Genomic DNA, 26,831 nt, shown 5'->3' on the forward strand with positions numbered 1-26,831 from the left:
TCCTGTACTTACAAAACTTTTTAGGGGGAAACAAGAAATGAACAAAGCATTTGGGAAAAAAGGACTCAAACTTTGTACTGCGCTTATGGCTGTTGTATTGGTATTTACCGGTTGTGGATCGAAGGGGAGTTCTGATAATTCCAGCAAAGAACTGAGCTCCATTGAAGGTCGTTATACGATTGACCCGGAAACACCGGCTTGGAAGCTGGATACAAAAGAAGAGACTACAGATCTTACTTGGTACGTGAATGCAGATTGGTGGAATACTGATTTCGGCAAGGATCTCGTTACAAAGAAAATTAAAGAGGATTTAAATATCAATATTAAATTTATTACTGGGGACGACACGAAGTTAAATACTATTTTTGCTGGTGGCGAAATGCCTGACTTGTTGACTGTACTTGATTCCAACTCTCCTGTGGTACAAAAAGCTTCAACATGGGCGCTGCCTTTGAATGATCTGGCAGATAAATACGATCCTTATTTCAATAAAGTAGCTGCAAAAGATACAATGAACTGGTTCCAATTAGCTGATGGAAAGACTTATGGCTATCCTAACTACTCGAATACTCAAAACGATTATGACAGCGGTAACATTCCTGCGAAAACAGCATTTGTCATCCGTAAGGATGTTTACGAAGCGATTGGAAAACCAACCATTGGTACTCCGGAAGAATTCAAGAGTGCTATGCAACAAATCAAAAAGCAGTTCCCAGAAATGATTCCGTTTGGATTTAACTCCATTGGTACAGGTACTGGTTCCTTGGGAGATGTACTACAGGACTTCATCGGCGTACCGATGGAAACTGAAAATGGTGAATTCTACAACCGTAACCTGGATGAGGATTACTTGACTTGGTTAAAAACGTTAAATGAAGTCTACAGAAATGGTGACATCAGTGATGACAGTTTTGCTGATGACGGAACAGGCTTTGAAGAAAAATTAAAATCAGGTAAATATGCAACGCTGCTGCTGGATGGAACGCCTCAACAAAGTGGTAACCTGCAGATCTTCATGACTGGAAATCCAGGCAAAGAATATATCGCTATTGATGGACCGCAAAGCACAGTAGGACATGAGCCAACGTTGAATCAGTCAGGAATTACTGGTTGGATGATCAGTTTCATTACTAAAAAGGCTAAAGACCCTGCTAAAGCCATTCAAGTATACACGTATTTGCTTAGTGAAGAAGGACAGAAGCTTATGAACTACGGTATTGAAGGAGAGACCTATAAAGTTAACGAAGCCGGTAAAATTGAATTCTTACCTGAAATCAAAGATCTTCAATTGAACAATGCGGATAAATTTAAAAAAGATTACCGGATGGGCGAATTTATGTTCTTCGGACATGACCGTGATAAAGCATTGAGTAATGATGCATTCGCAGAGTCGATTAAACAAATGCAAGAATGGGGCAAAGGAAAGATGAAACCTCACTTCATTCTGGAAAATATCAACCCTGCTCAAGGCACGCCTGAAGCGCGCAGTCTCACTGCAATTGATGCTACTTGGAATACTACTCTTGTAAGTTTAATTCGTTCAAAGGATGATGCTACATTTGAAAGCACTTTGGCTGCTTATAAAACATTCTTGAATGAAAACAACTGGGATAAGATCGTAGAAATTCGTACTGAAAAATGAAGAATAACAAAGAAAAATTAGGCCTTAAATAAGCAGCAGTCGGACGGGGCCTCTTTGCCGGGGCCTCATCATTACAGGAGTGATCAACACAGCAAGATATATAGAAAAGTGGAGGGAAACAACATGACAAAACTGAAAATTTATCAATCTACAGGGGAGAACGAATTGTTTGTAGAGCAAACACTAGAACAATTAACTCCAATAGCTTCAGATGAGACAGTCACCACTGTAAACCTTGATGAGAATCAAACCTTTCAGGAAATGGATGGGTTCGGGGCATCCTTTACAGATTCATCCGCCTATTTGATTAACCAAGTGCTAGACAATGAACAGAAAAAAGAAGTCATGAGTAAGCTTTTTCATTCCCAAGATGGAATCGGCTTGTCGGTACTAAGAAATCCAATGGGAGCATCGGATTATGCCAGATCTATTTATAGCTATGACGATATGCCTGCACAGGAAACCGATACGGAATTAACTCGGTTCTCCATCGCACACGATGAAGCTGATATTATCCCTTTGTTACAACAAGCACTGGAACTTAACCCTGAGATTAAGCTGATGGCTTCGCCTTGGAGTGCACCAGGCTGGATGAAGACTAGCGGATCGATGATCGCCGGTGAACTTAAACAAGAATATTACCAGGCTTATGCCGATTATTTTGTACGATACATTCAAGCATTTGAAAAGCACGGTCTGCCAACTTATGCGGTAACCCCGCAGAACGAGCCTCTTTTTGAACCAAAGCACTATCCTAGTATGTTAATGTTGCCAGAGGCGCAAAGAGATTTCATTAAAAACTATCTGAAGCCCAGCTTCGTGAAACATAACATTAACACAAAAATTCTCTGCTATGACCACAACTGGGATCGTCTGGATTATCCACTAACCGTGCTGAATTATGCAAAAGATGAAGTAGACGGTGTAGCTTGGCACTGGTATGGTGGGAATGCGTCAGCACAATCAGAGGTTCTGAAGGCGTTTGCAGATAAAGAAGTGCATTTTACAGAAGGTTCTGGTGGAGAATGGATTCCTCCGTTTGAACAAGCCTTCTCGAATGTAATGAGAACAGGGATTGATATTCTTAGAAACCATAGTAAATCCTTTGTCTTGTGGAATATGGCCTTAGATGAGAAGAACGGTCCAACTGTACCGGGCTTTGGCAAAAGTACCTGTCGCGGTGTTGTGACGGTTAACCAAGAGACTAAAGAACTTACGTATACGCTGGACTACTATGCACTGGCACACTTCAGCAAATTCATTCGTCCTAAGTCTGTGCGTATTGATGCTTCCACTAATCAGGAAGTAATTCGTTCCGTAGCTTTTAAGAATACAGATCACTCAATTGCGGTTGTTCTGTTCAACGATAGTGAGAAGGATGAGAATGTAACAGTGAGCTTGCAAGGTAAAGAAGATTTATCGTTCCGTTTAGCCTCAAAAAGTGCCTTATCGATTTTAATAAAATAATGTGCATGAAGTGCTCGGATTTTAATTCGAGTACTTTTTTTTGTCAAAAAACGTATAAAAAATCAGTGTTCGTAAAATCTTAAACGCATCCCTATAGCGAGGAGACATGAGCATTGAACCGAAAGTTTGTACTGACGCTGCTAGTTCTGTGTTTGATGATTACTGGTGGTTCTAGTATTTTTGCTGTTAAAAGTGTGCTACCTATAAAGAGTGAAACAACCAAATGGGCGGTGGAGCTTCATAAAAGTAAATTGCCTTCTCCACAACCGGAAAAATATAAGAGCTACGAGCTATTAGTCACCAACATAAGTGAAGATACGATGGGTGTAACTTTCGAGTTGTATCGACCCGTGCAAGAGCCTCTTCAAGAACAAATCATCTTAACAGATCCATTTAGCTATGATATGAGACCGAATGAAACGGTTAGTTTTAGCCATTTTTTTGTGAAGAATGGGGCTAAAGAATTGGAAGTCGTACTTTCGTGGAATGATCAGAATGGACGAAAGCATAAGCAGAGTTTTAAGTTTACCAATTTTGAATAATGGATCATAGAAACGCTGAATATTACAGGGCATACTCCAATGGAATGTGCCCTTGTTGGTTTGCTCCAACCCTTGTTTTACTCTATAATGTGCTTTATATAATTGCAGTTGAAAGGGGAGATGGGGCATGAGTACAGCTAATCGTGGAGTGAACATCGGACCTCCCCGTTTTAAAATAGCGGTACATTCGATCGTTTGGCTGGCTAAAAGCGGAAGCATCTTGTCTAGTGCAATGATTGCAAGCCAAGTCAATTCACACGCGACCTTTATGCGTAGAGTGATGCAGTCTTTGGCAACTGCCGGAATCGTAGAGTCCAAAGGTGGAAGAGAAGGTGGGTATGTGCTTCTGAAATCTGCCGATGAGATTACATTAGGTGAGATTTATGAGGCAGTTAGTACAACGGTGGAGGAGCCTGAAGTGGATCTGGCGTGTGGAGCAAGTGCCTTACTCGATGTCGAGTTAGAAAGGATTCTCCAGGAGACGGAGCTACGGACGATTGAGTATTTACGTCAATATACGATTACTAATGTGATGGAGCGGGTAGAGTTTTTTTCTTAATATTTTTATTTAATAATAAAACAGCTGGTTTATTTTTTTATTTAGCTACTATAATTAAGTGAGTTGCAGTCAGCAGCACTGCAATTTTATTTTGTAGGTATTGTGCTTAAGGTAAGCACATATAATAACAAGGGGGAACTAACGAAGCGGAGTAGCATAGGTATCCACTGTCTTATAGCAGGGAATTCTTTTGCATTAATATGTGCTTGTCATTGTTGCAAATATATTTTGGGGAGAGATGACAATGAATATTGTAGCCATCGTTTTGCAAAGCTTGCTGGTACTTGCTTTCGTTATGGCAGGATCGGGAAAAGCAGCGGGTTCAAAAATGCATGTGGACAACTTTAAAAAATGGCGTTTACCACAATGGTTTCGGGTGGTAACAGGACTCGTTGAGCTTGTCGCCGCGGCAGCTTTGGTTGTTGGTTACTGGGAGCCGAGTTGGGCAGCGGCAGGAGCACTTTTACTTGGAGTTACTGCTATTGGTGGAGTTCTGACTCATATTCGCGCAAAAGATTCGTTCAAACAATGCTTTCCGATTATTTTGCTTGGTGTGTTAGCTTTTATCGTATTTTTCATCCGTCTTTCCGATCTGAGTGACTTTCCAGGGTTTAATTAATTATCCTTACACCATAAAAAAATGGCAGTTCAGTGCTGAATTTCAGCATCTGGACTGCCATTTTATGTTTCTGGAGCTTAAGCTCAGAGGTTCTAGCGCTCTAAACGGTAGCCACCATGAAATACAGGTCCTACATATTCATTGAATGCAAATCCATTACGGATGGCTGCAGAGACAAAATCCTTAGCTTTTGCTACAGCTTCATGAACGGATAGACCGTTAGCTAAACCGCCTGTAATGGCTGCGGCGAAGGTACATCCGGCTCCATGATTGTGAGCGGGCTCGATTTTGGCTGTTTGAAATACGGTGTACTCAGAACCGTCGAAGAAGACATCAATCGCTTGATCGCCCCCGAGTGCTTTGCCGCCTTTAACCACGACATTACGTGCACCGAGCTTATGAATCAGACGAGCAGCTTCTTTCATGTCCTCTAGCGTAGAAAGCTTTCCAAGACCTGAAAGAACGCCAGCTTCAAACAGATTTGGAGTAACCACAGTAGCTAGTGGCAGCAGTAAATCGCGAATAGCCTCCGCGCTGTCTGGGTTTAAAACCTCATCTTCGCCTTTGCAGACCATGACCGGATCAATCACTACATTGGTCTGTAGATTTTCTTTAATCGCTTGCTCAGCAACACGCACGATTTCAACGCTTCCCAGCATACCTGTCTTCATGGCATTTACCGGGCCGCCTGCGAAAATAGTTTTTAGCTGCTCAGCAACAATGGAGGCGTCAATTGGATAAACATTATGGTGCCAGCCGTTGTCCGGGTCCATTGTAACGATAGTTGTCAAGGCACTGAAGCCGTAGGTACCATACTCTTCAAATGTTTTTAGATCCGCTTGGATGCCTGCGCCACCACTGGAGTCGCTGCCTGCAATAGTTAGAGTTTTAATAATTTGAGTCATGGTAACGTCCCCTTTATATATGTCTGAATTCATAAACAACGCATTGCATTGATTATAACAAAAAATAGCACCTACGTCTTTCTAAAAAGCAAGTGTAGGATTCCATTTCACTAACCCTGCATATCAATATAGAAAGAAATCTTTAATAAAACGCTTAGGAGGGCGAGTATGGTCACGATTAGTTTATGTATGATTGTACGAAATGAAGAAAAAAGCTTGCATAGATGTTTATCTAGCGTTGCAAGTCTTGTAGATGAAGTTATTATCGTGGATACAGGCTCGACGGATAAGACAAAAGAGATCGCATTGTCCTTCGGAGCTGTGATTTATGATTTCGAATGGATCGATAACTTTAGTGCCGCGCGTAATTTTGCCTTCAGTAAAGCTACACAGGAATACATTTTCTGGTTGGATGCGGATGACTATATAAAGGTAGCGGATCAGATTCTGTTTAAGAAGCTGAAAGAGATTCTTCCAAAACATATCCATAGTGTGAACATGCAATATAATTTGGCTTTTGACGAGGCGGGAAATGTCACAGCCAGCTTGCGTCGGAACCGGCTTGTTCGCCGGAGCTGTAATTTTCAATGGATTGGCCCAGTACATGAGTATCTAGAGGTAAGTGGCCCTTCCTTTAGTAGTGATGTCTGTATTACCCATGAGAAGGATAAGGAATATACAGACCGTAATTTGCGGATTTACCAAAAAAGAGTGGCTGAGGGTGAAACATTCTCTCCAAGGGATCAGTATTATTATGCGAATGAATTAAGGGATCATGCTATAAATGAAGAGGCTTGCAAATACTACGAGCTGTTTTTGGCGGGTGGACAGGGCTGGATAGAAGATAATTTTCAAGCTTGCTTAAGGCTTGCCGAATGCCGGGAACGGCTGGGGGATAAAGACGGCGCATATGAAGCATTATGCAGAACGTTACAGTACGATAAACCACGTTCAGAGTTCTGCTGCCGACTTGGGGCCCTTCTTTTGGAAAAGGGTCAATTGCAGCCAGCAACATACTGGTATGAGCTTGCGATACAGCTGCCACGGGATAACGATTCGATGGGGATGAAAAATGGGATTTTTTATACCTGGCTGCCGCATCTCCAATTGGCACTCTGTTACGATCGCCTTGGCCAACACGAGTTAGCAAATCATCATAATGAAACGGCGCTTAACTTTTATCCGTCCCATCCTAGCATGTTATATAACCGCACTTATTTTAAAAATTTGCTTGGCGACAAATATGTAGCGTTTCAAGCTTAACAAAAATGCCCCCAGTCGTCATGATAATGACTCTGGGGGGGTTCGTCGTTAAGACACCCTCTTTTTTAATATGCTGGATTGTATTGTTGTTCTTTTTTGTAATCGTTGGGTGGGAGTCCGACCTCTTGTTTGAACAGCTTAGAGAAATAGGAGTAGTTGTTATAGCCAACCTTGTTTGCGACAGTATAAACAGACATATTTGTGGTTTCCAATAGATGCTTTGCAGCCGCGATTCTAACTTGGATGACGTAGCTGCCTAATGAAACACCAGTTTCTCGTTTGAATATTCTTGCCAGATAATCAGGATTGAGGTAGACAATTTCGGCCAAATCATTTCGCGATAGATCATCACCGTAATGCGAATGAATGTATTGTTTGATTTCCTCGGCGACGGATTTGGTCTGTGCGGCAAACTCACGGTATTTCATGGCTGTAGTCACTAGATATTTAAGATATTCTTCCATATCCTCGATAGAGTTTAGAGAGTGCATGGATAATTTATCGTTAGTTTTGCCGGAGTATAATTTGTGCGACCGTATCCCTTTAAGGTTGAGAAATGAATAGACTAGCTGAACAATATCTAAGCGAAACAAGCTAAGGACAGAGGTCTCAAGTGTTCTATTGTTCAGCATAACCTTTAAATATTGCGTAACTTCCTCAAGAAACGTAGTGAATTGATTTTGGTTCAGCAGCTCTTCCAAATGGGCAAGATCCGGTGGCGTGTAGCCTGTTTTATTTTGATAGAGATAGGCTTCCACTAAAAAGGTCTGATTTCTGCATCTCGTAATTTCCTCATCCATGCGCAAGGATTGTTTTAGAACATTCCCTACATTATTCAGTTTATCGTATAGACCGATATTGCAGCAGACATCACATTTTAAATAAGGATTCGCCTTTTGAATAAAGGAAGAGCATAATCCTTCAAGCAACGGAGTGTCCGGTGTCTGGTTCCATTTTAATAAGGCGATCCAATTATAATCTTTATATTCCAGAATGCTCTCGATAGTAAAGCAAGGACTCTGTAACAATTCGTATAATACGTTCAGCAGCGCAAAATCAAAAAGATCCTTCTCTTCTTTTCCCATACTGCCGTTGTAAGGAAATAAGTTGAAGATCAAAGGCTGCAGGGTGTCGCTCATTTGATAGGAGAGGTTCTGTTCTTCAATGGCATGGGTGATGTCCGCTAATTTAATCGGAAATGATGTGCTTCCACTAACCAGCTTACGCCAAAAATGCTCGAGAATCTTCGCCTGGTTTTTTTGCCAAAAGTAACCGCCTTGAATGGCTTTTTCATTTCTTTGCTGCTCTTTTGCCTGTGTGACCGCCTTGTGGATAATCAGCATCAGCTTATCAAATTCGATGGGCTTCAGAAAATATTCAAAGCTTTGCAATTCGATCGCTTTCTGCGCGTAGTTGAAATCTGCATAATTGGTAAGAAGTATAGTCTGAATGCTATAATTCCCTTCGCGAATCCAGGCCAGTAATTCCAGTCCGCTACCCTGCGGCATTTCAATATCCGAAATTAGAATTTGAATAGAATGCTTTTCTATTATTTCACGTGCCTGTGCGACATTATTTGCTGTATAGACCGTATCAATGTGTAACGATTCCCAGTCTATTCTCTTTTGCAATGCGGCAATAACATAAAAGTCATCATCAACAAGCAGTACATTCATAGTTAGCTCTCCATTCCTTTAGATTTTTTTAGGAAGCTCCGGAAGAAATAAAATTACACTAGCGCCGCCGCTCTCCAAATTGGAAAAGGTGATGGTTGCTCTTTTTAAATAAAGGTATTCAAGTCTTTTAAGCGTATTCATAATGCCGATCTGCGTACCTTTGCTTTGATCCAGGGGCTCTCCAAGATTAAGCTTCTCTAACACTTGCGGTGGAAAACCGGGACCGGTGTCGGTGAGCTGAATAACAAGCATGTCTTCCTCTTCAATCCGTAATCGTCGGACTGTAAGCTTAATTTCTACTTCATGTTCTCGTGAAATCGCATATTTAATAGAATTTTCGATGAAGGTTTGCAGCACTAATGGCGGAATTTCCACACAGCTTGCCTGATCCTCTTGCTCGATATTGTAAATAAATGCATCCTGATAACGTTGCTTTTGAATCTCTAGATAGGTTCGGACATGCTCGATTTCATCCTCCAGCCGGACAAAATTTTCGCCGTTTTGAAAAATATAACGAAAGTATTTGGACGTAGACAACGTCATATTCTCAATTTCTTTATACATTTCAATTTGGGCCATGCTATAGATGCTAGTCAGGCAATTTAAGAAAAAGTGGGGCTTGATCTGTAGCTTCATATAATCCAGTTGTATCCGCTGCTTCTCCAGCTCCTGCTCATACATAGCGATTTTGAAGGTCTTAATTTGTTCAACTAAGTCTTTAAACTGTGTGTTTGCCTGTTCCAGCTCTATAATCTCACTGCTCTTAAAATCTGCGGGCTGCCCTGCCTCATTAATGAAAGCAAGGTTCTCAGAGAAGCTTTGAATCGGGCCCAGTACTCTTTTTTTGAAAAACAGCAGAACGATGCATAAAGTGGAAGTCACAATGAAGAAGAGCAGCATTATAAGCAGCTGAGCAATCATGATTTTTTCAAAGATGCCATATTTAATGACCATTTTGGTGCTGAAATTAGTGTCCGAGAAGGCGCTGTTGATTGTTGTACGCGATTGCAAAAGATTAGAGAATCCCCCATCTTCCGTTACCAGCTTACCACTGTTCGATATAGGACTTGATAAAGGCTGTTCATTCTCATCCACTAGAGAAACGTATCCATTGGCTCCCAGATTAATTTGGCGTAGAGGGCGGATCAGATTATCAGCGGAGATCAACCCAATTAAATACCGATTGTAATAGGGAACGATATTTATTACATAATAGTGGTTGTTTACAAGGATAGGCGTCCATTTGGAGTAAAACTTCTCATACATCTCCTTATCATTAATATAAGAAATAATCTTCGTTTTGAGCATCCTGTAATCCGTATAGGTTACGCTGATCGGCGCACAGTTTAAAAAATAGTTTTCATTTTTCAAATAATAGAAGAAGTTGTACTCATGTCCGTAGTTTTTTTGCAGCTCGGTAAAGCGCTTATGCAGATTATCATTTGCCTTTAAGAACTCGATGCTGTTGACCCCGTAAGTATTCATCGCAAGCAAGCTCTCATCGTTTCCAAGCGTCCAGCCCATATAGTGATTAATGTAGGCAAAATCATGATTAATACGATTGATGTAGAGTGCCGCGGTATCCTGCAAATTTCGAGTGGACTGCTGCTTAACAATGGAAATGGAAGCGATGCTGATCGCTAAATCCAATATAAGGACTGTGAACGAAACCAACATCATGACTTTAATATAATGACGAATGGGGTAGGTTTTATGTTCCGCTGTTTTTTTGGTCATAGAATCATTATAAAACCTCTGCATGAAAAAAACATAAGAACTGGCCGGTAATTTACCTCAAAGTCCGGAAAGCACATACAGAAGTCGGAATACTGTTATGAAATCTCTTTAAGCGAAGAGTTTTGATTTTGTGTTTTTTGTAAGCGCATTCAAAGGTCTGGATAACCGTCTTAAAGGGTCCGGAATACGAAAAAATAAGACGTTATGATTAAGCTATTCAGATGAACTTTGATTAATTGAAATGGGGGATTAAGAGGATGAGTCAACACAGTAAGAAAAAGACGGCAAAGAAATGGACGGTGGGTCTGCTGGCAGCGGCTATGGTATTTGGTATTGCTGGCTGCGGCGGAAAAGACGGGAATAATGCTGCGACTAGTGAGACGAGCAGTTACAACAAAGAAGGACTGCCAATTGTTAATGAGCCTGTAACACTAAAGGTGCTGACCGTACGTTGGGGAAGCATGGGAGACACGTTTACGCAGAACCAATGGTTGAAGGATCTAGAAAAAAATACAAATGTCAAAATCGAATGGCAAGTGATGTCCTCTAATGACTGGGCCGAACAGAAGTCCATTCTGCTGGCTAGCGGTACACTCCCAGATATTATTCTAGGAAATCAAACCTTCGGAGATTCCGATATCGTTAATAATCTAAGTTTTTTCCGTCCTTTAGATGATTATATTGAGAAGAATATGCCAAATCTTAAAGCAGCAATGGAAGAAACGCCAGAGTTGAAAAAAATCAGCACATTTCCTGACGGAAAAATCTACTCACTGCCAACAAGACTTCCATCGCGTCCAAAAAGCTCACGTCAGCCTGTAATTAACAAGACCTGGTTGGACAAATTGGGCTTGAAGGTGCCTGAGACGATTGACGAGCTCTATAACGTGCTAAAAGCTTTCAAAGAACAAGATCCGAACGGAAATGGAAAACAAGATGAGATTCCATTTATTGAAATCGGTAATGACTTGATCAGTCCCTTCGGAATTGCCGACTTGAATAACAACAATATGATCATCAAGGACGGAAAAGCGATCTATTTCCCTGTTTCGGAGGAGTTCAAAGAAGGTCTTAAATGGGAAAATAAATTGTATACGGAAGGATTGTTAGATAAAGAGGTATTCACTCAGGATGATACGATGAGATCGGCGAAGTTCCAAAATCCGGATGCTCCAATCGTAGGCTTTACGTATCAGTGGACCCCGGATGCTGTGTTTGGTAAATGGAGCGATCAATATGTGACAATTCCACCGATTGCCGGACCGGATGGTAAGCGTTATACAATCGGTAATCCAATTGGGATGAGTCTTAATCGTAATGAATTGCTGATTACTACTTCTAGTAAGTATCCAGAGGTTGCTGCACGTTGGGCAGATCAGTTCTACACGAACGAAGCGAGCATTCAGAACTTTTGGGGCGCGATTGGAACTGTAATTAAGAAGAATGATGACAGCACCTATACATTGATGGATCCACCAGCTGGAACCAGCGCAGATGCCTGGTATTGGGATCAGTCTCTACGTGATTTCGGACCGAAATATGTGAGCCCGTCCTTTGAACAGAAAATCGTTCTTAATCCTGAAAGTGGTGATGGACTGAAGCTGCAGCTGGATAAGCTGGGTAGTGAATATGTTACAGAGCCTTTCCCTAACGTTATGTACACCTCCGACGAGTTCGAGGAGCTGCCAACCTTGACCACGGATATCGACGGTTATGTGAATACAATGCGCGCTCAATTTATTAGCAAAGGCGGAATTGACGAAGGCTGGGATGATTATGTCAAACAGCTTAATAAAATGGGGCTTGAAAAATTAGTCAAGATTCGCACAGATGCTTACAGTCGTTATATGAGTGTGAAATAACCTATTCGTCTTTCGAAAAAGGTGCTGCCCTACATAAATTTGTGGGGTAGCATTCTCTATTTTTAATAAGGAGGGGATGTTATGAAATCTGATCCAATTCATTTGAGTCGGAAACTCGGACAAATCAAACAAAACTGGGGTCTTTATCTATTGCTTTTTCCAGCTATAGTTCTGACGTTATTATTCGCGTATAAACCCATGTACGGGGTACTAATTGCCTTCAAGGATTATAGCCCAGCCTTGGGTATAGGCGGCAGCCCGTGGGCCGGATTCAAATACTTCGAGAAGTTCTTTAATTCCTATCAATTTTCTGCCACGATCAAAAATACGCTAATCATCAGTGTGTACAGTCTGATTACGTTTCCGATTCCGATTATACTTGCGCTGATGGTTAACCAGATGAGACCTAACCGTTTTAGACGGTTTTTCCAGACAGTATCCTATATGCCTCACTTTATCTCTACGGTAGTTATGGTGGGCTTAATGATGATTCTGTTCTCACCTAGCACCGGACTGCTGGGCAATATGTATAGTCTTTTTGGAAAAGAAGCTCCTGATCTAATGGGCTCTGCGGGATTATTCAGCAGTGTGTACGTCTGGTCGGATGTGTGGCAGCATGTCGGCTGGGACAGTATTATCTTTATCGCTGCGCTCTCTGCTGTTGATCCTAGCTTGTACGAGGCTGCAACCGTGGACGGCGCTAGTCGAATGCATAAAGTTCGTTATATCGATATTCCGATGCTGATGCCAACAGCGATAACTTTGCTTATCCTGAGGGTCGGGGGACTGCTTGGGGTTGGATTTGAAAAAGTGTATCTAATGCAAAATGACTTAAACATCACCTCAAGTGAAATTCTCTCTACTTATGTCTACAAAATTGGTCTGCTCAGCAGCCAGTATAGCTTTTCGTCAGCGATCAACCTGTTCAACACGGTCATTAATTTTATTTTATTAATCATGGTCAATCAGATTTCTAAAAAATTAAGTGAAAATAGCTTGTGGTAGAAGGGAGGAGCATTGAAATGGGCGTATTAGAGACAGCGACTAAAGGAAATGTAGGAAAAATAAAGAAGAATCGCTCTTCGGATACTATAATGGAAATTGTGATGTATGTAATCTCGGCAATTTTTCTAATCATCCTGATCTATCCGTTGTATTTTATCGTTATTGCTTCGTTCAGTGATCCTTCCGCAGTGGCAGGCGGGCAGGTTTGGTTATTTCCTAAAGGCTTCACCTTCGATGGTTATAAAGAGCTGCTGCGTCATGAAAATATTTGGATCGGCTACTGGAATACCATCCTGTACACGGTGGTTGGGACTGCAATTGGCTTAGTAGTAAATATCTCAGCAGCATATGCTTTGTCGAGAAAGGATCTTGTGGGACGGAAATATATTTCGCTGTTTTTCATCTTTACCATGTTCTTTAACGGTGGGTTGATTCCTACTTTTTTAACGGTTCGTGATTTCCATCTCTATGATACTTTCTTGGTTATGGTACTGCCTTTTGCAGTTGGAGTCTTTAATATCATAGTGGCACGAACTTTTTTCCAGTCTAGTATTCCGGGAGATTTATGGGAAGCAGCACAGATTGATGGTTGTGGCAATCTCCGTTATTTTGCACAGATAGTTCTACCGTTGTCGAAGGCTATTATTGCAGTGTTAGGTTTATGGATCGCTGTAGGTTATTGGAATTCATATTTTAATGCCTTGATTTATTTGAAAAATCCTAATATGTATCCGCTGCAGCTGATCCTGCGAAATATTCTGATTACCAATCAGATGCAGTCTGGTATGGGGACCGGTGAAGCCGCACAAATCGCGTTACGGCTCGCCAATATGATGCGGTATTCGGTGATTATCGTAGCAACTGTTCCAATTATGTGTGTATACCCATTTGTGCAAAAATACTTTAACCAAGGGGTAATGATCGGCGCAGTGAAGGAATAAGTTCTTCTACTTTTCTACTAACATTTGTGAGGGAGCAAGACCGTAATGAAAAAGCAACCCAAAAACAGTATCAATAGAACAATCACCGTCATTCTTCTAGTGACAACGTTGCTTGCTGGCCTTACAGCCTGTAAAGGGGATAAAGGGGTAAACTCTGTTGAATCTGATCCGGGTCAATTTCATAAAGAAGGTTTGCCAATCGTGGATAAGCCCATGATGCTGAAGGTTCTAACGGTTCGGTGGGGAAGCATGGGAGATAACTTTATCCAGAATCAATGGCTGAAGGATTTGGAAAAAAATACGAATGTCAAAATCGAATGGCAGGTGATGTCTGCTAATGATTGGAGTGAGCGTAAGTCCATTATGCTGGCAAGCGGTACACTTCCAGATATCATTTTAGGGAGTGAGACCTTCGGAGATTCGGATATCGTCAATAATTTAAGCTTATTCAGGCCGCTTGATGACTATATCGAAAGGTATATGCCTAACCTCAAAGCAGCCATGCAGGAAGAGCCTGAATTGAAAAAAATCAGTACTTTTCCTGACGGGAAAATCTACTCTTTGCCTGCAAGATTACCTTTACGTCCTAAAAGCTCGCGCCAACCCGTGATTAACAAAACCTGGCTGGATAAATTGGGATTAAAGGTTCCCGATACGATAGATGATCTATACAACGTGCTAAAAGCATTTAAAGAACGCGACCCTAATGGGAATGGAAGGCTGGATGAGATACCAGTTATCGAAGTAAGTAATGATCTCATCAGTCCCTTCGGAATCACGGATCTGAACAATAACTTTATGGTCGTCCAGGATGGAAATGCGGTATATTACCCTGTTTCAGAGGCGTACAAAGAAGGGCTCAAATGGGAGCATAAATTATTTATCGAAGGTTTGCTTGATAAAGAGTTATTCACGCAAGATGAAACGATGAGATCAGCCAAGTTTCTTAATCCGGATGCTCCTATCGTAGGGTTCTCGTATCAGTGGACACCGGATGCCGTGTTTGGCAAATGGAGTGATCAATATGTCACGATTCCCCCGATTGCAGGTCCGGATGGTAAGCGCTACACCATAGGAAATCCGTATGGAATGAATCTGGAGCGTAACGAGCTGCTAATTTCCACTTCTTGCAAATACCCAGAGATTGCTGCCCGCTGGGCTGACCAGTTCTATACCAATGAAGCAAGTATTCAAAATTTCTGGGGAGCGATAGACACCGTTATTAAGAAAAATATTAACGGTTCTTATACATTGATGGACCCACCGATGGGTACCAGTGCTGATGCCTGGTATTGGGATCAATCACTCCGGGATTTCGGGCCGAAATATGTCAGTCCAGTGTTTGAAAAATCCATCTTTCTAAACCCAAAAACCGGAGATGGACTGAAACTGCAGCTCGATAAGCTGGGTAGTGATTATACAACGCCGCCTTTCCCTGATGTAATGTATACCGCTGAAGAGTTTCAGCTCCTGCCAACTTTGACAACGGACATCGATAGTTACGTCAATACAATGCGTGCTCAGTTTATAATTACAGGTAAAATTGACGAGGGCTGGGCTGATTACGTAAGACAGTTGCGAGGAATGGGACTGGATAAGCTGGTTAAAATTCGTACCGATGCTTACAGTCGTTATGTGAATGTAGAATAGAAAGAAGAGAGGGTCACCCGATGGAACATACGATGAAAGAGCCAAATCCTTTGGCGATCTCATTAAAGCTGCAAGCTGAACCATGCGGTAGAGCTGACGTGATCATTCAGGGGGAGCGCTATCGATTCACTGTACTAACTCCGGAGCTTATCCGGATGGAATACAGTGAGGAGGGGTATTTTGAAGATCGGGCGTCGCAGACCGTTGTGAATCGCAATTTTCCTGTTCCGGAATTTCGCGTAATTGATCTGGGAAATAAGCTTGAATTGATAACGGATCGTCTGCAATTAACCTATGATAAGAAGCCCTTCTCCCGGCATGGCCTCAGCATTCGAATAAGAAACGAAGCGGGTCACCTAATGAGTGTCTGGAATTACGGTGATCCAGTGCAAGACTTGAGAGGGACGGCACGTACATTGGATAATGCCGATGGTGCTATTCCACTTGAGCACGGACTTCTCTCGCGTTCCGGGTTTACGTTAGTGGATGACAGCAGCTCTCTTATCCTTGAAGAGGATGGACGGGTTGAACTGCGGTTGCAAGAAGCCCTCGACTTTTATTTTTTTGGTTATGGTCATGATTATTTGAAGTGCTTAAAGGATTTCTATCATCTTTGCGGTCGTACCCCTCTACTACCACGTTATGCTCTTGGCAACTGGTGGAGCCGATATTATCCATATTCAGAAGTAGAATATAAAGCTCTAGTGGAACGGTTTGAAAGTGAGCAAATCCCTTTTTCCGTCGCAGTTATGGATATGGATTGGCATCTTGTCCATATTGATCCACAGTACGGCAGCGGCTGGACGGGCTATACATGGAACAGAGATCTGTTCCCAGACCCGCAGAGGTTTTTATCATGGCTACATGAAAGAGGACTTCGTGTGACGCTCAACGTGCATCCAGCTGATGGCGTAAGGGCGTTTGAAGATCCTTATCTAGCTATTGCTGCGGAGTTGGGCTTGGACCCGGAAAAAGGTGATGCTGTGGAATTTGATATCACGGATCCGAATTTTTTACGGGCATACTTTAAGTTTCTGCATCATCCGCTTGAGGATGAAGGTGTGGATTTCTGGTGGATTGATTGGCAGCAGGGGGGAGTGACTAAAGTACCGGGACTAGATCCGCTCTGGATGCTGAACCATTATCACTATCTAGACAGCGGTCGGCGAGGGAACAGGAAGCTTACTTTCTCCCGTTATGCAGGTCTTGGCAGCCATCGTTATCCTGTAGGATTCTCTGGCGATACCATTGTCACTTGGGAATCTCTGGATTTCCAGCCTTACTTCACAGCTAACGCCGCAAACGTCGGTTATGGTTGGTGGAGCCATGATATCGGGGGCCACATGAATGGCTACTTAGACGATGAATTGGCGATACGCTGGGTGCAATTCGGTGTGTTTTCGCCTATTCTACGGTTACATAGCTCCGCAAGTGCCTTCAACAGTAAAGAGCCATGGCGGTTCAATAAGATTGCCGCGGACTTAATGAAGGATTACCTGCGCTTGCGGCACAGTTTACTACCCTATTTGTACACAATGAATCGTTATGCCAGCCGCGATAGTCTTCCGCTAGTCCGGCCCATGTATTATCATCATGCGCAGCGGAATGAAGCCTATGAAGTGCCAAATGAATATTTCTTTGGTACTGAAATCATTGTGTGTCCGATTACTCAGCCGGTCAACTCCAAGGTAGGCGTTGCCGAATTTAAGGCTTGGCTGCCAAAAGGAATCTGGATAGATTTCTTTAACGGAAGAGTGTATGACGGTGGAAGAAAACTTTCACTCTATCGTAATCTGGAGAATATTCCTGTATTAGCAAAAGCGGGTGCTATCGTTCCTCTGGCGGATCTGACGGAATATACCTCATTAGTGGATAATCCGAGATCTATGGAGGTACGTGTGTTTGCTGAGGGCAGTGGTCATTTTCATCTCTGGGAGGATGAGGGCGATACTGCAGAGGATCGGGATGAGCAATGGTGCGACACGGAAATGATTATGGAGATAGGCGAAAAAGCCAGCTTCAAGATACTCCCTGCTAAGGGAAACACAGAGGCTGTGCCTGAACGACGGTCATGGAAGCTATCCTTTGTCGGCTTTGCGGATACCAAGGTCCAAGTACTCGCTTGCGGCACAGTAATCACAGCAGAAATGGGATACAACGAAGCTACGCATACACTAACGATCATGATCTCGGATCTAGCGGTCGACCAATCACTGGAGGTAGTGTTCGCAGATGCTTGGATAGCTGTGAATTCAGTTGATGAAGAGGTGTTCAACCTACTGAATCGTGCGCAAATTCTTTTTCAAATGAAAGAACATATTTACCGCGTAATCCAAGAATCATCAACACCGACGGCAGCATTAAGCGCTCTTAGCTCAATGGATCTTGAACATTCGTTGTATGGAGCGTTATGCGAAATACTGACGGCCAGGTTATAAGCAATTGTTGTCTCTTAATTAAATTAAGGAGGTTCTCTCTATGCGCTTCGCATAAAGAGAACCTCCTTATCTTTTTACTTTATTAGCAGTGTCTGAATGGCATGAGCCGGAATTATGTTCTCAGCTAAGCTGTCATGGAAGCGAAGCGTGAACGGAAGCTCTTGTTCCGTGCGGTTCATAACGATAACAGCAATAGTACCATCAGGATTACGGAAAGCTGTAGTTTCAAGCTTATCAGTATATTTGGAATGTCCAATGCGTTTAGCACCTGGACGAATATATTTACTGAAATGCCCGATGTAATAGAAGGAGCTCTCAAAAGTAATTTCATCGTTTTTTGTATCCCCGATAATTGGAGCATCGCAGTAGTTACCTACATGGTTAGGTCCGCCTTGCTCGTCCAAAACAATATTCCAGTCGGTCCAGCTCGACATCCAGTTGTTCAGATTGCCAATGATATCATGACCGTAACGTTCACCGGTGTTCCACGAGCCGAGATGAACGCCACCTTCTTGGCAGCCCTCGCTGAAGAACAGCTTTTTATCTGGAAAACGATCATGTACGGCTGATAGGGCTTCGAAGTGATCGCCGGAGTACCAGTGGAAGCAAATTCCCCAAATGTACTTGGAAGCCTCTTGATCTTCAAAAGCAACCTTGGCACGATCATAGACGCGTTCCTTGTTATGATCCCAGATCATAACCTTTACATGAGCCAAGCCGGCTTGTTCCAAGGCTGGTCCTAAGTAATCCCGAACAAAATCCTTTTCTTCTTCGGCGGTATAAAGGCAGGAGTCCCATATTTGAACAGCTTTTGCTTCGTTCTGAACACTAACGGCCCAAATATCAATGCCTTCAGCAGCATAAGCCTGAATATATTTAACGAACATGTTGGCCCAAGCCTCACGGTATTCAGGCTTAAGAGCTCCGCCTCCGTTCATTTGCCCGTTTGTCTTCATGAATGCTGGAGGACTCCAAGGAGAAGAGAACAAACGGAAATCTTCACCGACAGCTGCTGCAGCATTTTTAATTAGAGGGATAATTGAGTCTTGATCTCTGGAAATATCGAACGAACGCAGCTCAGCATCGCCTTCTTCTACATAAGCATAGTTGCCCAGTGAGAAGTCGCAGCTTTGGATATGCGAACGGCATAAAGTATATCCAATGCCATGCTCAGGATCAAAATAAGCTTTGATGATTTCATTCTGTTTGGCTTCACTTAGTTTAGCAATGGTAACAGCAGATGCCTCTGTCAGTGCACCGCCAAAACCTTCAATTTCCTGATACTCCAGATCATCATAGATATTGATGAGCTCTGATTCGACACCCGACGTATCCGGCAGGAAGATCAGAGGGTCTTTTTCTGTTAAACGGTCGGTAGTTTCTTTTGCTGTTTGAATGACGCGAACGATTTTACTCATAAGGGTTGGTAACCTCCTGTACATATAAATTCTGTCTTTATTATAGAAGGAGATCAACCGTTCTTTGAAGAAACTATATGGCTAAGAACCTCAACAATCTGGTCATCGACTACTAAGAGTAGAGGAGTGATGCTATGGAAACTAATAGTGTCCAAATAAGTCTTTGTGGATTTATCCGCCATATTCAGCCTTTTAGGCAATTATATCGCAGTGGGCTTGATACCTATATCATCAGGCTGCAAGCAGAAGGGGAATGTGAGGTTCTCATCGATGGAGACATGGTAACCGTGGTGCCTGGTGATCTGTTATTATTTAAGCCCCAGGATATATATGATCTGAGAATCGGTGAAAAGAAAAGCCCTCTGGGACATAGTGTGGACTATTTTGTAATGTGTACAGGAGAATGGGTGGATCACTGGTGGAACCTGCGCGAAAGACCGAAGAAAGTTAGAATTGCGGATGATGGCAAGCTGCAAAGTATATGGCAACAGCTTGATTTGGAGCATAGAAGACTTGATGGAGGCAGTCCAGAAATACTTGAAGCGTTATTTAAGGCTTTATGTTTACTGCTGGATCGGGCGATTGAAGAGGCGCCTGCTTCATCATCGGCCTCGCTTCTACACGGACTCAAAATGAAGAGTTATGTGGAGGAGCATGCTACATCAGAGATCAGGCTAAAGGACGTAGCTGCTCATGCCGGAATTAGTGTAACGAGGGCCGTGCATTTATTCAAAATTCAATTTGGCTATTCTATTATGCAATATGCAGGGCAAATTCGGCTTGCTATGGCACTGCGGTTAATGGACAACACTAATTACACTTTAGAGCGAATCGCAGAGGAGACCGGGTTCGGAAGCTACACCTATTTCCACAGGGTATTTCGGGATCGTTATGGGGTGTCGCCGGGCATCTATCGAAAGAGAGAGTAGTAAACTCCACTTTTGAGTTAGTCTTTTTTTTAACAAGAAATCTCTAATCGCTTGTTCAAATAATCGCACACTATTTGCCCAAGTCCATTTATGTGAGGATCTTTCGCCCTGTGCAGCTAATTTAGTTCTTAAGTTTGGGTCTCGGATTAAGCGGATGACATCTTCACCAAGCCGATTCTCATACCGATAGGAGAGCAGACAGTTCTTCTCGTGATTTGTGTATTCCATATTTCCACCTGAATAAACACAGACGAGTGCTGCGCCACACCGCATGGCTTCAAGCCCCGGCAAAGAACCTGTATCAAAAATACTAGAACTGACAAAGATATCTGCACCGTTGTAATGGTAACAGAGTTCCTCATCATTCGCTGGGGTGAAGAATCGATATTTTCCGGTGGCTTTTAACTTTTGTAAAGCTTCTGAGCTGTTGAACTCGTCTGGTGGACTAATAAAGTTAATATTCACATAGGGGTATTGTTCTTTTACATCATCGAGCTGCTCTATAAGATAATCTTGCTCCCGGTGCCAAGAGAAGCCTGGTTCTGTTTTTCTTAATATTGCTGTTATATTTAAAGGCTCCTGAAGACTGTGGCGGATTTTCATATTCTTAAAAGAGGAGCTGATACCAACGGGTACAATGTTTCCTGTGATCCCATGATTTAAACGAATCAACTCCTGCTGCCAATGCGATAAAACAATCAGATACTCTGTGACATGATATGAAGGAAACGATAGCGAACTATCCGGTAAGAATGGGGGTTCATAACATAATGATAATCTTACATGAATTCCTTTTCCTTGATTGCTCGCTGCTTGGGAAGTAGGAACTGTTGTATGAAAATTAGAAACAATCACATCACCTGAGGGATAGTCTTGTTCCTGAAGATCCATATATGCGGAGCGGATTATGGTGGAACGGATATCATAGGAAACAACGCCATCCACAGGCATGAGGATAGTGACCTGATGCCCCATAGCTGTCAGTCCATTGGTGAGCTCTACCAGCATGCGTTGTGCTCCGCCGTGAGATAAGGTCAGAATAGGGAATGTGAGTCTCATTGATAATCCAGTCCCTTCCAAGTTAGGGCTATAATCGTTAAACGCTGTGATTCAATCGTTATGTTTCTTATTGTATTCAACTCGCATAGAAAGGTACCATTTATCTAGTTTAATATTAAAGTAGGGTGAGGGGTGCTTATGAGTGAAATTATTATTAGCATTATTGTTCCATAGAAGCGAGCTTCTTTAGTAAAGCAACGGTATCATTAATCTCTAGATCTTTGATATCTTCTAATGATACGTCGATCATCGGTTTGAATTCTTGGAGTTTGTTCAGGAAAGCTTCGGTATGAAACTGACCTCCACCAGCCTTTCCGTGGTAAATTGTCCCTCCATTTGAATAGATGTCTTTTAAATGCGCTAAAATAATCCGGTCCCCGAACAACCTAAAGGAGTCATCGACAATTTGATCCTGAATATCTACTGCGGCACTAATAAAATTGCATGGGTCCAAGACAACACCAATATTGCTTGAGGGGACTTCATCTAGGATGCGGCGCATCTTGTCTGGTGTAGAAAGTGTATGCGTGCAGACTCCCTCCAATCCCAGAAACACCCCCCATTTTTCAGCTTCTTCCGCAAGCTCTTGTACGGTGGCTCTTAATATGTCCCAGCCGATAGCTTCGTAATGGAGCGGATCTTGTGCTTGAAAAGTAGTCAGAGCGCCTGTCTCCGTAGCCACCATAGGTGCTCCGAAATGGCGGGCATATCGAAGATGTTCCTTAAATCGATTGATCTCCGCTCTTCGTATAACAGGGTCCGGATGAATAGGATTGATGTAACAGCCTAGCACGCCGATACGTATACCTGCTCTGTCAAAATGTTCGCCAATATAGTTTGCGAGGCCTGGACTTAATTTACCTGTGGAGGTATCGATATCCTGAATAGCTTTGGATAAAGCCAGTTGAACAAAATCGATATCATAATTCTGAAGCGTTGCCGTCAACGATTTGAGGGGTAAACAACCAAATGTATGCGCTAATGTTCCGTATCTGATGGTAATCATCTCCTTATCTAGGATGGGTATGTGTAATTACAAATATAATAGTAGCGCTTTCATCTGTATGCAAGTGATTTATCCTTATCATCTGTCAGGAAATTGATGATCTCAGTGTTTACTCTATCCGGTTGCTCGTGATTAATCCCGTGTCCCGCATGGGGGATGACTTGGTAATGGAACTTTCCATCTTCTAAAATACCTATAAAGTCCTTCGATTGCTTTAACGCGTGCTCACCGATTAAAAAATAGAGCTTGTCTCTGATTGCAACCGCGGCGTTCTTATCGTATGGATGAAGCTTATGCACAAACATAGCTTGCTGATTATGAGTCCGCATTAAAAGGATCAGATGAGCCGCCAATGCTGGATGGTTATCAAATAAAGGGGAGTTAGGTGCGCTTAACTTCTTTAGAACTTTTAGTAAATTACGATCTGTTGGAATTAGAATCTCCGGGAACATCATCATTAAGGTTTGGATCATGGCTTTGATCGGTGCAGTGACCATTCCGCCCTCCAAACAAACGACACGCTTTACTTTGTCCGGTTGCTTAGTTGCATAATTAAAAGCAATATAGGCGCCGTTAGACACTCCCGCGATATGAAAGACGTCTATACTCAAATGCGTCGCTATTTCATTAATCCATTCTATTTGCTCAAACTTCTGTTTGTTAAAATGCTCGTTAGGGATGCTTTTTCCGGGACCGCCCAAAGTATCAACTGAGATGCAATAAAAATGCTTCGATAGTTCCTCGATGTTTAAGATCCACATGACCGCCGAATTATCACCCACGCCATGGAACAGTAGTAAGGGGGGATTATTCTTTTGTCCAGCAAGGATACAATGCGTCAGTCCATATGTGGTTGGAACATCAATCTCCTCAAGTGGAATGGGCCACTGCTCAACTAGCTGCTGATAGGAGTGCCACACTCGTTCTTGCGCTTTTGCATTCTTGAAGCTATTTACCATCACAAACCTCCTTATCCAAAATAAAACATCTGTATCTTATGCCAATAAGTATACTATGAGTGTTCGCAAGGCGGAGAGAGAAATAGAAACATTAGTGTGAAAAAGAGGGTGGGAGCAGATAAGTGTACTATGTACAACTAAAAAGCTACTTTACTCCCACTAATGTGATATAGGTGTACTTTGTGCAACTATATCTCTGGAAATCAGCTGATCCAGCTTGATTGGGGAATTTTAGTTGCACAAAGTACACTTAACGATAGACAGGCGTACTGAAGGTGATATTAGTTGTAGAAAGTGCAATTAGGTAATGCGGAGGGCTCTTTTTTGCGATAGACTTTTTTGATACGGTAAGCAATTTTTATGTTCTAGGGGGGGATTATGATGTTAATTGAGCTAAAGGAAGCCAGTTTGTCAGATGGACGCGATATTTTTGAAATGATTATGGAGATAGGCCCTGGGGAGAATGGATTCGTTAACAATGGGTTTGACTTGGCTTACAGTGAATTTCCTGATTTCATCAGAGATCGGATAGCACTATCAAGAGGCGATAATCTTCAACCAAACTATGTCCCGCAAACCAACTATTGGTTATTGATAGACTCTTATCCTGTTGGTGTTGGAAAGCTAAGACATTCCTTAAATGAGCAATTAAGAAAATCAGGTGGACACATCGGATATAGCATCAGGCCTAGTGAGCGAGGAAAGGGGTATGGCAAAATTTTTTTGGCAGAGTTGTTAAAAAAAGCTGCGGATCTGGGGATTGATAAGGTCTTGCTGACCTGTGAGCCGAGCAATGTATCTTCGAGAAAGGTCATTGAAGCGAACAGAGGAATACTTAGCTGTATTGAGGATGGAAAATGTAGCTACTGGATTAGTCTATGAGTCGGTGTGCTGAATAGTGGAGGTGAAGGAGTTGTTAATTGGCAACTCTTTTTTTGTTTTTGGCAATGTAATTTCAGTTATAAATTTTAAATTTTGTTGAAAACGCTCTATTCAAACACAAACAAATAGATTAAAATCAAAACAAACAAAAATAAACAAAAAAATAAACATTCAAAAACGGAGGTATTCACAAATGGTACAAAGTTTATGGGATTCAGCACGGGAAAAAGATAACCACGGAGGTCTGGATTCACTAGTCTATCGCTCCAATCTGTTGGGTGAAGATCGCAGAGTTTGTAATTTTGGGGGCGGGAATACCTCCAGTAAGACGATAGAATTGGATTTTCGCGGGCGTGAAGTAGAAGTAATGTGGGTGAAGGGTAGCGGTTCGGACCTTGCTACAATGAAAGCAGGCAATTTTACTGGGTTACGTCTTCAGGATATTGCCCCTTTATTTGATCGGGAGGAAATGCCTGATGAGGAAATGGTGGCTTATCTCGCGAATTGCATGATTGATCCTAAACATCCGCGTGCTTCGATTGAGACACTGCTTCATGCTTTTTTACCATTTAAACATGTAGATCATACGCATCCAGATGCGATTATCAGCTTGTGTTGTGCGCATAACGGTAAAGATATTGCACGAGAAATTTATGGGGACCGCTTCGTGTGGGTGCCTTACATCCGTCCAGGGTTCACTTTATCTAAAATGATTGCTGAAGGAGTACTTGCTAATCCACAAGCAGAGCTGGTATTGATGGAGAAGCATGGACTGGTGACTTGGGGAGATACACCGGAAGCCTGTTATGCCAAGACGATCTCTATCATTAATGAAGCGGAGCGGTACATCGAAGATCGAATGGAAGATGAGAACCTGTTCGGAGGCCGCAAATCGGAAGCACTTTCGGAAGAAGCACGGCGGGCTGTAGCAGCAGCTGTAATGCCACTGATCAGAGGCGCAGTCAGTGATGAGCGTAAAATGATACTGACCTTCGATGATGCAGAGGATGTTCTGCGTTTTGTAGGTGGAGTTAACTCGGAGAAATTATCCAGTGTAGGTGCAGCTTGCCCAGATCATTTGGTTCATACTAAAATGCTGCCGCTTTTTGTGGCTTGGGAGCCAAATGCCAGTGACATTGATGGTCTGAAGGCTAAGCTGAACGAAGCGATTACCGCTTATAAAGAGCAGTACAAAGCTTACTTCGACCGCAATAAGCATGAGGGAGATGTAATGTTCGAAGCCGCGCCGCGTGTGATTCTGATTCCCGGAGTGGGGATGATCAATACAGGCAAAAGCTGGAGCAACTCCAAGATCAGCGGAGCCTTGTATCATCGGGCAATTGCAGTTATGCGCGGAGCTACCGCACTGGGAGATTTCGTCTCTCTTAGTGAGAATGAATCGTACAACGTGGAATATTGGCCTTTGGAATTATATAAATTATCGCTTGCACCAGCAGAAGCAGAATTCTCGCGTAAAGTTGCGTTCATTACAGGTGGGGCAGGAGGAATTGGAAGCGAAACCGCTCGCCGTCTAGTGTCCGAAGGGGCGCATGTTGTGCTGGCTGACCTCAATCTAGAGGGTGCACAGAAAATTGCTGCGGAGATTAACGATAAATACGGTGAGAATCGTGCGTTCGCTGTTAAAATGGATGTAACGCAGGAGGAGCAGGTTACCGCAGCTTATGCGGATACAGCCCTTTTCTATGGCGGAGTTGATATTATTGTGAATAACGCCGGGCTTGCGACCTCCAGTCCTTTTGACGAGACTTCATTAAAAGAGTGGAACTTGAACATTTCCGTATTAGGCACAGGTTATTTCCTCGTTGCACGCGAAGCCTTTAAGGTGATGAAGGAGCAAAAAATCGGTGGTAGTATGGTATTTATCGGCTCCAAGAACTCCATATTTGCTGGGAAAAGCGTATCGGCTTACAGCTCTGCCAAAGCGCTCGAAGCACATTTAGCTCGCTGTATTGCAGCTGAAGGCGGAGAATTCGGCATTCGCGCCAATACCATTTTGCCGGATGCCATTCTACAAGGTTCTGCCATTTGGAATTCGAACTGGCGGAATGAACGCGCGGCTGCTTACGGCATTGAGCCGGATCAACTAGAGGAGCATTATCGTAAACGCACAACTCTGCTGGTAAATATTTATCCACGTGATATTGCTGAAGGCGTTGCCTTTTTCGCTTCATCCAAGTCAGAGAAGACTACGGGCTGCATGCTGACGATTGACGGTGGCGTGCCGGCAGCTTTTACTAGATAACAGGAAGAT

21 protein-coding genes are annotated in these 26,831 nt (G+C 42.7%); 14 read left to right on the plus strand and 7 right to left on the minus strand.

Going from position 1 to position 26,831, the window contains the following annotated elements:
* Positions 1-37: 37 nt before the first annotated feature.
* The 5 genes from ACDZ28_RS20195 to ACDZ28_RS20215 all read left to right on the plus strand — a co-directional run bounded on the left by ACDZ28_RS20195 (position 38) and on the right by ACDZ28_RS20215 (position 4,829).
* A complete protein-coding gene (locus ACDZ28_RS20195; RefSeq protein WP_375102609.1) occupies positions 38-1,642 on the plus strand; it encodes a sugar ABC transporter substrate-binding protein in 1,605 nt (534 codons plus the stop codon).
* A 123-nt stretch (positions 1,643-1,765) separates the two neighbouring features.
* Entirely contained in the window at positions 1,766-3,109 is a 1,344-nt protein-coding gene (locus ACDZ28_RS20200; protein WP_375102610.1) for a glycoside hydrolase family 30 beta sandwich domain-containing protein, read from the plus strand.
* Positions 3,110-3,222: 113 nt separating this feature from the next.
* Positions 3,223-3,651 carry a hypothetical protein gene (locus ACDZ28_RS20205; RefSeq protein WP_042126531.1) on the plus strand — a complete coding sequence of 143 codons (429 nt, stop codon included), beginning with the start codon at positions 3,223-3,225 and terminating at the stop codon, positions 3,649-3,651.
* A 127-nt stretch (positions 3,652-3,778) separates the two neighbouring features.
* The gene (locus ACDZ28_RS20210) at positions 3,779-4,210 is read left to right on the plus strand and encodes an Rrf2 family transcriptional regulator (protein ID WP_042126534.1); all 432 of its coding nucleotides are present in this window, start codon (positions 3,779-3,781) and stop codon (positions 4,208-4,210) included.
* Positions 4,211-4,454: 244 nt separating this feature from the next.
* A complete protein-coding gene (locus ACDZ28_RS20215) occupies positions 4,455-4,829 on the plus strand; it encodes a DoxX family protein (protein ID WP_042126535.1) in 375 nt (124 codons plus the stop codon).
* A gap of 92 nt (positions 4,830-4,921) precedes the next feature.
* Here ACDZ28_RS20215 and thiD read toward each other — a convergent pair whose 3' ends face one another.
* Positions 4,922-5,734 carry a bifunctional hydroxymethylpyrimidine kinase/phosphomethylpyrimidine kinase gene (thiD, locus tag ACDZ28_RS20220; protein WP_042126537.1) on the minus strand — a complete coding sequence of 271 codons (813 nt, stop codon included), beginning with the start codon at positions 5,732-5,734 and terminating at the stop codon, positions 4,922-4,924.
* 168 nt (positions 5,735-5,902) lie between these two features.
* Between thiD and ACDZ28_RS20225 the strand changes: the two genes are divergently transcribed.
* On the plus strand, positions 5,903-6,997 hold the full coding sequence (locus tag ACDZ28_RS20225) for a glycosyltransferase (RefSeq protein WP_339290432.1): 1,095 nt from the start codon (positions 5,903-5,905) through the stop codon (positions 6,995-6,997).
* A gap of 65 nt (positions 6,998-7,062) precedes the next feature.
* Here the strand turns inward: ACDZ28_RS20225 and ACDZ28_RS20230 are convergent, their stop codons facing one another.
* On the minus strand, positions 7,063-8,673 hold the full coding sequence (locus ACDZ28_RS20230; RefSeq protein ID WP_375102611.1) for a response regulator: 1,611 nt from the start codon (positions 8,671-8,673) through the stop codon (positions 7,063-7,065).
* 18 nt (positions 8,674-8,691) lie between these two features.
* On the minus strand, positions 8,692-10,410 hold the full coding sequence (locus ACDZ28_RS20235) for a sensor histidine kinase (protein ID WP_375102612.1): 1,719 nt from the start codon (positions 10,408-10,410) through the stop codon (positions 8,692-8,694).
* A gap of 257 nt (positions 10,411-10,667) precedes the next feature.
* On the opposite strand from ACDZ28_RS20235, the gene ACDZ28_RS20240 reads away from it, so the two are divergent.
* From ACDZ28_RS20240 to ACDZ28_RS20260, 5 genes are all read left to right on the plus strand, one after another.
* On the plus strand, positions 10,668-12,272 hold the full coding sequence (locus ACDZ28_RS20240) for an extracellular solute-binding protein (protein ID WP_341112056.1): 1,605 nt from the start codon (positions 10,668-10,670) through the stop codon (positions 12,270-12,272).
* Positions 12,273-12,353: 81 nt separating this feature from the next.
* Complete coding sequence (locus ACDZ28_RS20245; RefSeq protein WP_076117048.1) at positions 12,354-13,277, plus strand: sugar ABC transporter permease; 924 nt, start codon at positions 12,354-12,356, stop codon at positions 13,275-13,277.
* Between the two features lie 17 nt (positions 13,278-13,294).
* On the plus strand, positions 13,295-14,218 hold the full coding sequence (locus ACDZ28_RS20250) for a carbohydrate ABC transporter permease (protein ID WP_076117050.1): 924 nt from the start codon (positions 13,295-13,297) through the stop codon (positions 14,216-14,218).
* A 45-nt stretch (positions 14,219-14,263) separates the two neighbouring features.
* Entirely contained in the window at positions 14,264-15,868 is a 1,605-nt protein-coding gene (locus tag ACDZ28_RS20255) for an extracellular solute-binding protein (RefSeq protein ID WP_339290438.1), read from the plus strand.
* Positions 15,869-15,888: 20 nt separating this feature from the next.
* Positions 15,889-18,306, plus strand: coding sequence for a TIM-barrel domain-containing protein (locus tag ACDZ28_RS20260; protein ID WP_375102613.1), 2,418 nt, complete (start codon positions 15,889-15,891; stop codon positions 18,304-18,306).
* 74 nt (positions 18,307-18,380) lie between these two features.
* Here ACDZ28_RS20260 and ACDZ28_RS20265 read toward each other — a convergent pair whose 3' ends face one another.
* Positions 18,381-19,724, minus strand: a complete 1,344-nt coding sequence (locus ACDZ28_RS20265) for a glycoside hydrolase family 30 protein (RefSeq protein WP_339290441.1) — start codon at positions 19,722-19,724, stop codon at positions 18,381-18,383.
* Between the two features lie 134 nt (positions 19,725-19,858).
* On the opposite strand from ACDZ28_RS20265, the gene ACDZ28_RS20270 reads away from it, so the two are divergent.
* Positions 19,859-20,653, plus strand: a complete 795-nt coding sequence (locus ACDZ28_RS20270) for a helix-turn-helix domain-containing protein (protein WP_042126556.1) — start codon at positions 19,859-19,861, stop codon at positions 20,651-20,653.
* Here the strand turns inward: ACDZ28_RS20270 and ACDZ28_RS20275 are convergent.
* The 3 genes from ACDZ28_RS20275 to ACDZ28_RS20285 all read right to left on the minus strand — a co-directional run bounded on the left by ACDZ28_RS20275 (position 20,546) and on the right by ACDZ28_RS20285 (position 23,677).
* The gene (locus tag ACDZ28_RS20275) at positions 20,546-21,712 is read right to left on the minus strand and encodes a glycosyltransferase family 4 protein (RefSeq protein ID WP_375102614.1); all 1,167 of its coding nucleotides are present in this window, start codon (positions 21,710-21,712) and stop codon (positions 20,546-20,548) included. The two genes, ACDZ28_RS20270 and ACDZ28_RS20275, sit on opposite strands and share 108 nt — an antisense overlap.
* A gap of 160 nt (positions 21,713-21,872) precedes the next feature.
* Positions 21,873-22,658, minus strand: coding sequence for a sugar phosphate isomerase/epimerase family protein (locus ACDZ28_RS20280; protein WP_375102615.1), 786 nt, complete (start codon positions 22,656-22,658; stop codon positions 21,873-21,875).
* Between the two features lie 110 nt (positions 22,659-22,768).
* Complete coding sequence (locus tag ACDZ28_RS20285; RefSeq protein WP_375102616.1) at positions 22,769-23,677, minus strand: alpha/beta fold hydrolase; 909 nt, start codon at positions 23,675-23,677, stop codon at positions 22,769-22,771.
* 378 nt (positions 23,678-24,055) lie between these two features.
* Here ACDZ28_RS20285 and ACDZ28_RS20290 point away from each other — a divergent pair, with 378 nt between their 5' ends.
* Both ACDZ28_RS20290 and ACDZ28_RS20295 read left to right on the plus strand, forming a co-directional pair.
* Complete coding sequence (locus ACDZ28_RS20290) at positions 24,056-24,559, plus strand: GNAT family N-acetyltransferase (protein ID WP_375102617.1); 504 nt, start codon at positions 24,056-24,058, stop codon at positions 24,557-24,559.
* A 193-nt stretch (positions 24,560-24,752) separates the two neighbouring features.
* Positions 24,753-26,822, plus strand: coding sequence for a bifunctional aldolase/short-chain dehydrogenase (locus ACDZ28_RS20295; protein ID WP_375102618.1), 2,070 nt, complete (start codon positions 24,753-24,755; stop codon positions 26,820-26,822).
* The last annotated feature ends 9 nt before the right edge of the window (positions 26,823-26,831 follow it).

Origin of the sequence: Paenibacillus sp. RS8, from assembly GCF_041956825.1 — a bacterium.
GTDB lineage: Bacteria > Bacillota > Bacilli > Paenibacillales > Paenibacillaceae > Paenibacillus_AQ.

Bases quoted from the DNA above. Each gene is read 5' to 3' on its own strand.
- ACDZ28_RS20195 (WP_375102609.1), top strand. From the start codon at position 38: ATGAACAAAGCATTTGGGAAAAAAGGACTCAAACTTTGTACTGCGCTT.
- ACDZ28_RS20200 (WP_375102610.1), top strand. From the start codon at position 1,766: ATGACAAAACTGAAAATTTATCAATCTACAGGGGAGAACGAATTGTTT.
- ACDZ28_RS20210 (WP_042126534.1), top strand. From the start codon at position 3,779: ATGAGTACAGCTAATCGTGGAGTGAACATCGGACCTCCCCGTTTTAAA.
- ACDZ28_RS20215 (WP_042126535.1), top strand. From the start codon at position 4,455: ATGAATATTGTAGCCATCGTTTTGCAAAGCTTGCTGGTACTTGCTTTC.
- thiD (WP_042126537.1), bottom strand. From the start codon at position 5,734: ATGACTCAAATTATTAAAACTCTAACTATTGCAGGCAGCGACTCCAGT.
- ACDZ28_RS20225 (WP_339290432.1), top strand. From the start codon at position 5,903: ATGGTCACGATTAGTTTATGTATGATTGTACGAAATGAAGAAAAAAGC.
- ACDZ28_RS20230 (WP_375102611.1), bottom strand. From the start codon at position 8,673: ATGAATGTACTGCTTGTTGATGATGACTTTTATGTTATTGCCGCATTG.
- ACDZ28_RS20235 (WP_375102612.1), bottom strand. From the start codon at position 10,410: ATGACCAAAAAAACAGCGGAACATAAAACCTACCCCATTCGTCATTAT.
- ACDZ28_RS20240 (WP_341112056.1), top strand. From the start codon at position 10,668: ATGAGTCAACACAGTAAGAAAAAGACGGCAAAGAAATGGACGGTGGGT.
- ACDZ28_RS20245 (WP_076117048.1), top strand. From the start codon at position 12,354: ATGAAATCTGATCCAATTCATTTGAGTCGGAAACTCGGACAAATCAAA.
- ACDZ28_RS20250 (WP_076117050.1), top strand. From the start codon at position 13,295: ATGGGCGTATTAGAGACAGCGACTAAAGGAAATGTAGGAAAAATAAAG.
- ACDZ28_RS20255 (WP_339290438.1), top strand. From the start codon at position 14,264: ATGAAAAAGCAACCCAAAAACAGTATCAATAGAACAATCACCGTCATT.
- ACDZ28_RS20260 (WP_375102613.1), top strand. From the start codon at position 15,889: ATGGAACATACGATGAAAGAGCCAAATCCTTTGGCGATCTCATTAAAG.
- ACDZ28_RS20265 (WP_339290441.1), bottom strand. From the start codon at position 19,724: ATGAGTAAAATCGTTCGCGTCATTCAAACAGCAAAAGAAACTACCGAC.
- ACDZ28_RS20270 (WP_042126556.1), top strand. From the start codon at position 19,859: ATGGAAACTAATAGTGTCCAAATAAGTCTTTGTGGATTTATCCGCCAT.
- ACDZ28_RS20275 (WP_375102614.1), bottom strand. From the start codon at position 21,712: ATGAGACTCACATTCCCTATTCTGACCTTATCTCACGGCGGAGCACAA.
- ACDZ28_RS20285 (WP_375102616.1), bottom strand. From the start codon at position 23,677: ATGGTAAATAGCTTCAAGAATGCAAAAGCGCAAGAACGAGTGTGGCAC.
- ACDZ28_RS20290 (WP_375102617.1), top strand. From the start codon at position 24,056: ATGATGTTAATTGAGCTAAAGGAAGCCAGTTTGTCAGATGGACGCGAT.
- ACDZ28_RS20295 (WP_375102618.1), top strand. From the start codon at position 24,753: ATGGTACAAAGTTTATGGGATTCAGCACGGGAAAAAGATAACCACGGA.